Annotated in this window: 5 protein-coding genes and 1 pseudogene; 5 read left to right on the top strand and 1 reads right to left on the bottom strand. The window is 38.5% G+C overall.

Translation table 11 applies throughout. The features are described 5' to 3' along the window. The 5 genes and pseudogenes from GHI45_RS08215 to recA form a co-directional block, all read left to right on the top strand. A pseudogene (locus GHI45_RS08215) lies at nucleotides 1-213 on the top strand (IS3 family transposase); the annotation flags it as partial. Nucleotides 214-291: 78 nt separating this feature from the next. Continuing rightward, entirely contained in the window at nucleotides 292-1,203 is a 912-nt protein-coding gene (gene era / locus GHI45_RS08210; RefSeq protein WP_147780259.1) for a GTPase Era, read from the top strand. A 182-nt stretch (nucleotides 1,204-1,385) separates the two neighbouring features. Then, nucleotides 1,386-2,978 (top strand): asparagine synthase B, encoded by a 1,593-nt coding sequence (gene asnB, locus GHI45_RS08205; protein ID WP_147780258.1) that lies wholly within the window; start codon nucleotides 1,386-1,388, stop codon nucleotides 2,976-2,978. Nucleotides 2,979-3,079: 101 nt separating this feature from the next. Beyond that, nucleotides 3,080-3,907 (top strand): DNA-formamidopyrimidine glycosylase, encoded by an 828-nt coding sequence (gene mutM, locus GHI45_RS08200; RefSeq protein WP_147780257.1) that lies wholly within the window; start codon nucleotides 3,080-3,082, stop codon nucleotides 3,905-3,907. Nucleotides 3,908-4,039: 132 nt separating this feature from the next. Then, entirely contained in the window at nucleotides 4,040-5,227 is a 1,188-nt protein-coding gene (gene recA / locus GHI45_RS08195) for a recombinase RecA (RefSeq protein ID WP_147780256.1), read from the top strand. A gap of 18 nt (nucleotides 5,228-5,245) precedes the next feature. Here the strand turns inward: recA and GHI45_RS08190 are convergent, their stop codons facing one another. After that, entirely contained in the window at nucleotides 5,246-6,607 is a 1,362-nt protein-coding gene (locus tag GHI45_RS08190; protein WP_147780255.1) for an amino acid permease, read from the bottom strand. Nucleotides 6,608-6,658 lie beyond the last annotated feature (51 nt).

Genomic DNA, 6,658 nt, shown 5'->3' with positions numbered 1-6,658 from the left:
ATAATGCCGTGACCGAGGTCTTTTTCAAATATCTTAAACAGCGAGAAATTAATCGAAGAACGTATCATTCAATTCAAGAGGTTCAGTTATCTTGTTTTGAATATATCGAACAATTTTATAACAATTACAATCCTCATTCTGCCAACAATGGGTTAACTCCAAATCAGAAGGAAGAAAATTATTTTAAGAAAACATAGCTCATTTTATGTCTAATTATTTGACATTAGTCCAAATGCAATTATCATAAAAAAATAGGCACGTATCGGTCTTAAAATATGGTATAATGACTTTATGACAAATACACAATTTAAATCAGGTTTTGTGGCGATTTTGGGTCGTCCAAATGTTGGAAAATCAACATTTATGAATCATGTCATGGGGCAAAAAATTGCCATCATGTCTGACAAACCTCAAACAACGAGAAATAAAATTCAGGGGATTTATACCACTGAAAATGAACAAATTATTTTCATTGATACACCAGGAATTCACAAACCACACAATGCTTTGGGTGATTTTATGGTTCAATCTGCTTATTCAACTTTGCGTGAAGCTGATGCCGTTCTTTTCATGGTGGCTGCGGATGAACCACGTTCAACTGGAGAAAATATGATTATTGAACGCTTGAAAACGGCAGAAGTGCCTGTGATTTTAGTGGTCAATAAGATTGATAAAATCCACCCAGACCGTTTGTTTGAAATTATCACTGATTATACTTCTCAGATGGAATTTTCTGAAGTTGTGCCGATTTCTGCTTTGGTTGGAAATAATACGCCAACCCTGCTTGAAACCTTATCTGACAAGCTTTCTCCTGGCCCACAATATTTCCCTGAAGATCAAATCACTGACCACCCAGAACGTTTTTTGGTGTCAGAAATGATTCGTGAAAAAATCTTGTTGCTGACACGCGAAGAAGTGCCACATAGCATTGCTGTCATCACTGACAAGATGGAACGTGAAGAAGACACGGGCAAAATTCATATCATGGCAACGATTATTGTTGAACGCAAGAGCCAAAAAGGAATTATTCTTGGAAAAGGTGGCGACATGATCCGTAAAATTGGTAAAATGGCACGTCGTGACATTGAAATCATGTTGGGCGACAAAGTTTACTTGGAAACTTGGGTCAAAGTAAAAAATGATTGGCGTGATCGTAAGATGGATTTAGCTGACTTTGGATACAAAAAAGAAGATTATATGTAATTAAGAAAAAGCCTTGTTTGACAAGGCTTTTTGGCTATAAAAAATGATGAATAAACAACAGTATGTCGAATAAAATGAATAATTAGAGAATTGACAGAATTTTGCACCTAAATTCAAGTAAATCGTAATCTTTTGTGCTATAATATGAAAATTAAAACAATTTTAAAGAAGGTTATTATTAAATGTGTGGTTTTTTATTTATGGGAGCAGCAGATGTTGCTGACGACGAAATCGTAAAAAGTTTGGAGACAATTCAGCACCGAGGACCTGATGATGCACAAGTTGTGCGTGATGCACTCGGCAATGATTTTTGCTTCCAACGCTTGTCAATCATGGACTTGTCTGTCTTGGGGCGTCAACCCTTTGAGCTTCATGGCAATCGCTTGATGTGTAATGGTGAAGTTTACAATTTTGCTCAACTCCGCAAATTCCTTGAAACGCAAGGTTATCAATTTACTGGAAATTCAGACTGTGAAGTTTTGTTGCCACTTTTTGAAAGTCAAGGCATTGAAAACATGGTCAAAATGCTTGATGCTGAATTTGCTTTGATTTTGGTCGAAGAAGCAACTGGCGAAGTTTATGCAGCACGTGATCCATTTGGTATTCGTCCGCTCTTCTATGGCTATACTAAAACTAACGGTAAAATCTGTTTTGCTTCAGAAGCAAAAGCATTGATTAAAAACTGTCGTGATGTTACGCCATTTCCTCCAGGACATTATTATGCACATGGTCAATTCCATTTGTACAACGACATTTCAAGAGTGGACATTATGGTTGAAGAACCACTTGCTGAAATTTCAGGACATATCCGTCGTAAATTGGAACGTGCGGTTAAAAAACGTTTGCACGCAGATGCACCAATCGGTTATCTTTTGTCAGGTGGGTTAGATAGTTCACTTGTTTGTGCAATTGCTGCTCGTGAGTTGGAACAACCGCTCAAAACTTTCGCAATCGGTATGGAAACTGACCCTATTGATTTGAAATATGCCAAAGAAGTGGCGGATTTCCTCAAATCTGAACATACAGAAGTCATCATGACAAAAGATGATGTTTTAGGAAATTTGCGTGAAGTCATCTATCATCTTGAAACTTGGGATATTACGACCATTCGTGCCTCAATCGGAATGTACATGATTTGTAAATACATTCATGAAAACACAGAATTGAAAGTTTTGATGACTGGTGAAGTTTCTGACGAAATGTTTGGTTATAAATATACTGATTTTGCTCCAAATGCAGCTGAATTCCAGGCTGAAGCAGCGAAACGTGTTCGCGAACTTTATATGTATGATGTTTTGCGTGCTGACCGTTGTCTTGCAGCAAATTCACTTGAAGCACGCGTGCCATTTGCTGATTTGGACTTTGCCAAATACGTTATGTCAATCAATCCACAACGTAAATTGAACACTTACAACAAAGGAAAATACTTGCTTCGTCATGCCTTTGAAGGTACTGAATTGTTGCCAGATGAGATTTTGTTCCGTGAAAAAGCTGCCTTTTCAGATGCTGTTGGGCATTCAATGGTAGATTATTTGAAAGCTCATGCTGAAGAACTTTACTCAGATGAAGACTTGGCAAATGCACCCGAAAAATATCCAACACATACGCCATTCACGAAAGAATCGCTCATGTATCGTGATATCTTTGAAGAATTTTACCCAGGCTATGACGGCTGGATTAAAGATTTCTGGATGCCAAATAAGGCTTGGGTTGGCGAAGAAGTCAATGACCCATCTGCCCGTGTTCTTTCAAATTACGGTGAATCTGGAAAATAAATTTCCAAAAATATGTTAAAATAAATCTGTCAGGGCTGATTAATGTGAACAACATTTTTGTCAGCACTGACAGATTTTTATATTGTAGAAAAGAGTGCAAAATGCCAGAATTACCAGAAGTTGAAACGGTCAGACGAGGCTTATCAGAGCAAATTATTGGTCAAAAAATCCTCGCGATTGATTCGACCTATCAGCGTATGATTTTGACGGGCTATGACGACTTACGTGAAAAACTTGTCAATCATGTGATAACAGGTGTTTCTAGGCGTGGGAAATATCTGATTTTTGAGTTTGATACAGCATATCGGTTGATTTCTCATCTGCGAATGGAAGGCAAGTACCGGCTTGAAGAGCTTGGGACGGAGCCATTGAAACATGACCATATTTTTGTCCGTTTTGACAAGCAACAACTGGTTTATGCAGATGTTCGTAAGTTTGGGACTTGGGAGCTGATTCCTGCTGACAAGTTGCATTCGTATTTTTTAGCAAAAAAAATTGGCCCTGAACCCACCGAAGAAGCGTTTGATGAGCAACTCTTTGCTGAAAAGTTGAAAAAATCGTCTAAAAAGATTAAACCTTATTTATTGGAACAAAGCTTAGTTGCTGGTCTTGGTAATATTTATGTGGACGAAGTGCTGTTTCAAGCGAAAATTCATCCAGAGTCGATTGCGTCAGCACTGACAAAGCCACAAGTGCATCTTTTACATGATGCCATCATTGAAATCTTGCAAAAAGCGATAAAATTGGGTGGGTCTAGTATTCGGACTTATACAAATTCTTTTGGCAAAGCAGGGCAGATGCAGGCAGAATTAAAAGTCTATGGCAAGCAAAATACGCCATGTCCTAACTGTGCAACAATGCTTGAAAAAATAAAGGTAGCGGGACGTGGCACGCATTTTTGTCCCAACTGTCAAAAACTAAAAAAATAAATGATTTTTTTAGCAGTTACAAAATAAATTTAATTTCGTATTAAAAAATAGGAAATAAAAAAGTAAAAAGACTTACCAAAATTATAGAAAAATGCTATAATTGATTATCAATAAAAATAACGGAGAAATAATTTGGCGACGAAGAAAAAAACAAATTTTGATGACATTACCAAAAAATATGGTGCAGAACGTGATAAAGCCTTAGCTGATGCCCTTGCTTTGATTGAAAAGGACTTTGGGAAAGGTTCATTGATGCGTCTTGGTGAAGCAGCAAATCAAAAAGTACAAGTCATGAGCTCAGGTTCATTGGCACTTGATATTGCGTTGGGTGCAGGTGGGTATCCTAAAGGACGTATCGTAGAAATCTATGGCCCAGAAAGCTCAGGTAAAACGACTGTTGCTTTGCACGCAGTTGCTGCTGTCCAAAAAGAAGGCGGCATTGCGGCCTATATCGATGCTGAAAATGCACTTGACCCAGAATATGCAAAAGCACTTGGGGTCAATATTGATGAACTTTTGCTGAGCCAACCGGACTATGGTGAACAAGGCCTTCAAATTGCTGAAAAATTGATTCAATCTGGTGCTGTTGACCTTGTTGTCATTGACTCAGTTGCTGCTTTAGTACCAAAAGCCGAAATTGACGGTGAAATTGGAGATAGCTCAGTTGGACTTCAAGCCCGTATGATGTCACAAGCCATGCGTAAATTGGCTGGTCACATTAACAAGACAAAAACGACAGCCATTTTCATCAACCAATTGCGTGAAAAAGTTGGGGTTATGTTTGGATCACCTGAAACAACTCCTGGTGGACGTGCACTGAAGTTTTATGCTTCCGTTCGTCTCGATGTTCGTGGATCAACGAAGATTGAAGAAGGAACAGGAGACAACAAGGTTGCTCTTGGTAAGATTACCAAAATTAAAGTTGTTAAAAACAAGGTAGCTCCACCATTTAAAGTGGCACTTGTGGACATCATGTTTGGTGAAGGAATTTCAAAAACTGGCGAATTATTGAATATTGCAGTTGACGAAGGACTTGTTAAAAAATCAGGTTCATGGTTTGCATACAATGATGAAAAAATTGGTCAAGGTGCTGAAAAAGCCAAAGCTTATCTTGCAGAACACCCAGAAGTTTTTGACGAAATTGATAGGAAAATCCGTATTTCACACGGCTTGATCAAAGATGATGAAGCAGAAGCTGAAAGCGTTGATGAAAAATCAAAATCAAAAAAGACAGCAAAAGCAAGCAAAGCTGAAAAAGAAAACGCGGCAGTTGAAATTGATCCAGCTACAACGGAAGAAATCGAACTTGATTTAGAATAAAAAAAATAAAACTCCTGGTTAAGCAGGAGTTTTTGGTTGTCTAAATTTAGCGATGAGACCAAAGACGATAATCCAAATGAGTGAACCAATCGCAGGAATCAGCGTGTCACTGAAGAAAAAGAGGGAGACGAAAATTAAACCGAAAGCTAAAATGGTAAGTGGGACGAAAAATTTTGCGTAAGGTGTCACAAAACCATTGGGGTCAAATTCGGCTGATTTGCGGAATTTAAGGTAAGTCAAGAGTGAGATGATATAAACAATCAAGAATAGGTTTGTGGCAACGCTAGTGATGAATACAAAGCCATTTGCGACACCTGGAATCATGGAGATAAATGGAGTCAAGAAAATAAGCAAGGCTGTAAACAAGAGGGCATTGACTGGAATTCCGTTTCTTGAAATTTTAGTGAATGGCGTCAAAATTTTGTCGCCGTTGAGTTTTGAGAGGGCATATAAATTGCGTGTTGTTGAAAAGAGAGCAGAATTCAAAGCAGAAGCCGCAGAAGTCAAGACAACAAAGTTGATGAGGGTGGCGGCCCATTTAATCCCAATGAGCTGGAAAATCATGACAAATGGTGACTGGTCAGCAGGAATATCTTGCCAACGGTAAATGCACATGATGGCAACTAAAGCACCGATGTAAAAGAGAATGATCCGTAAAGGAATTTGATTGATGGCTTTTTTCAGAGTTGGACGTGGATTTTCAGTTTCTGCAGCCGTCATGCCGATGAATTCCATGGCGACAAAGGCAAACATGACCATTTGGAAACTTTCAAAGAATTTGGATAGTCCATGAGGGAAAAACTCGAAGTTTTGTGTGATATTATGCAGGCCAACCGTTCCAGCACTTGATTTGAAGTTGCTGAAAACAAGGATAATGGCGGTCAAAATCAAGCCGACAATGGCTACAATCTTAATCATTCCAAACCAGAATTCCGTTTCGCCAAAAAAGCGTGAATTTAGTGTGTTGAGGCCTGTCAGCAATGCCAAAACAAGGATTTCAGCCAACCAAATTGGAAAGTTTGGCAACCAAAAATGAATGTAGGAGCCGATGGCTGTCAGTTCTGCCATCGCCATAAAGATAACGACCAGCCAATAAGTCCAAGAGACAAAATAACCTGCTTTATCGCCCAGATAACGACTAACAAAATTTAAAAAGGAATGTTGTTCTGGATCAACATAAAGCATTTCTCCAATGGTTCTAAGAAGAACAAACATCAAAGCACCGATGATGAGATAAACAAGTAAGATCGATGGACCCGTGAGGCTGATTGACTTACCTGCACCCAGAAATAGTCCCGTTCCGATTGTTCCAGCAATCGCAATCAGTTGCACGTGCCTGTTTTTCAAGCCACGTTGCGCATTATTTTCATTATTTTTCATGATTTAACTATTATACACCTTTTTTCTGTAATTTTTAACTTTGAAGAAAGA

It is taken from the genome of Lactococcus sp. dk101, from assembly GCF_009601055.1.
Lineage (GTDB): Bacteria > Bacillota > Bacilli > Lactobacillales > Streptococcaceae > Lactococcus.
This window is presented reverse-complemented; position numbering and strand designations above follow the sequence as displayed.

Bases quoted from the DNA above. Each gene is read 5' to 3' on its own strand.
- GHI45_RS08190 (WP_147780255.1), bottom strand. From the start codon at position 6,607: ATGAAAAATAATGAAAATAATGCGCAACGTGGCTTGAAAAACAGGCAC.
- asnB (WP_147780258.1), top strand. From the start codon at position 1,386: ATGTGTGGTTTTTTATTTATGGGAGCAGCAGATGTTGCTGACGACGAA.
- era (WP_147780259.1), top strand. From the start codon at position 292: ATGACAAATACACAATTTAAATCAGGTTTTGTGGCGATTTTGGGTCGT.
- mutM (WP_147780257.1), top strand. From the start codon at position 3,080: ATGCCAGAATTACCAGAAGTTGAAACGGTCAGACGAGGCTTATCAGAG.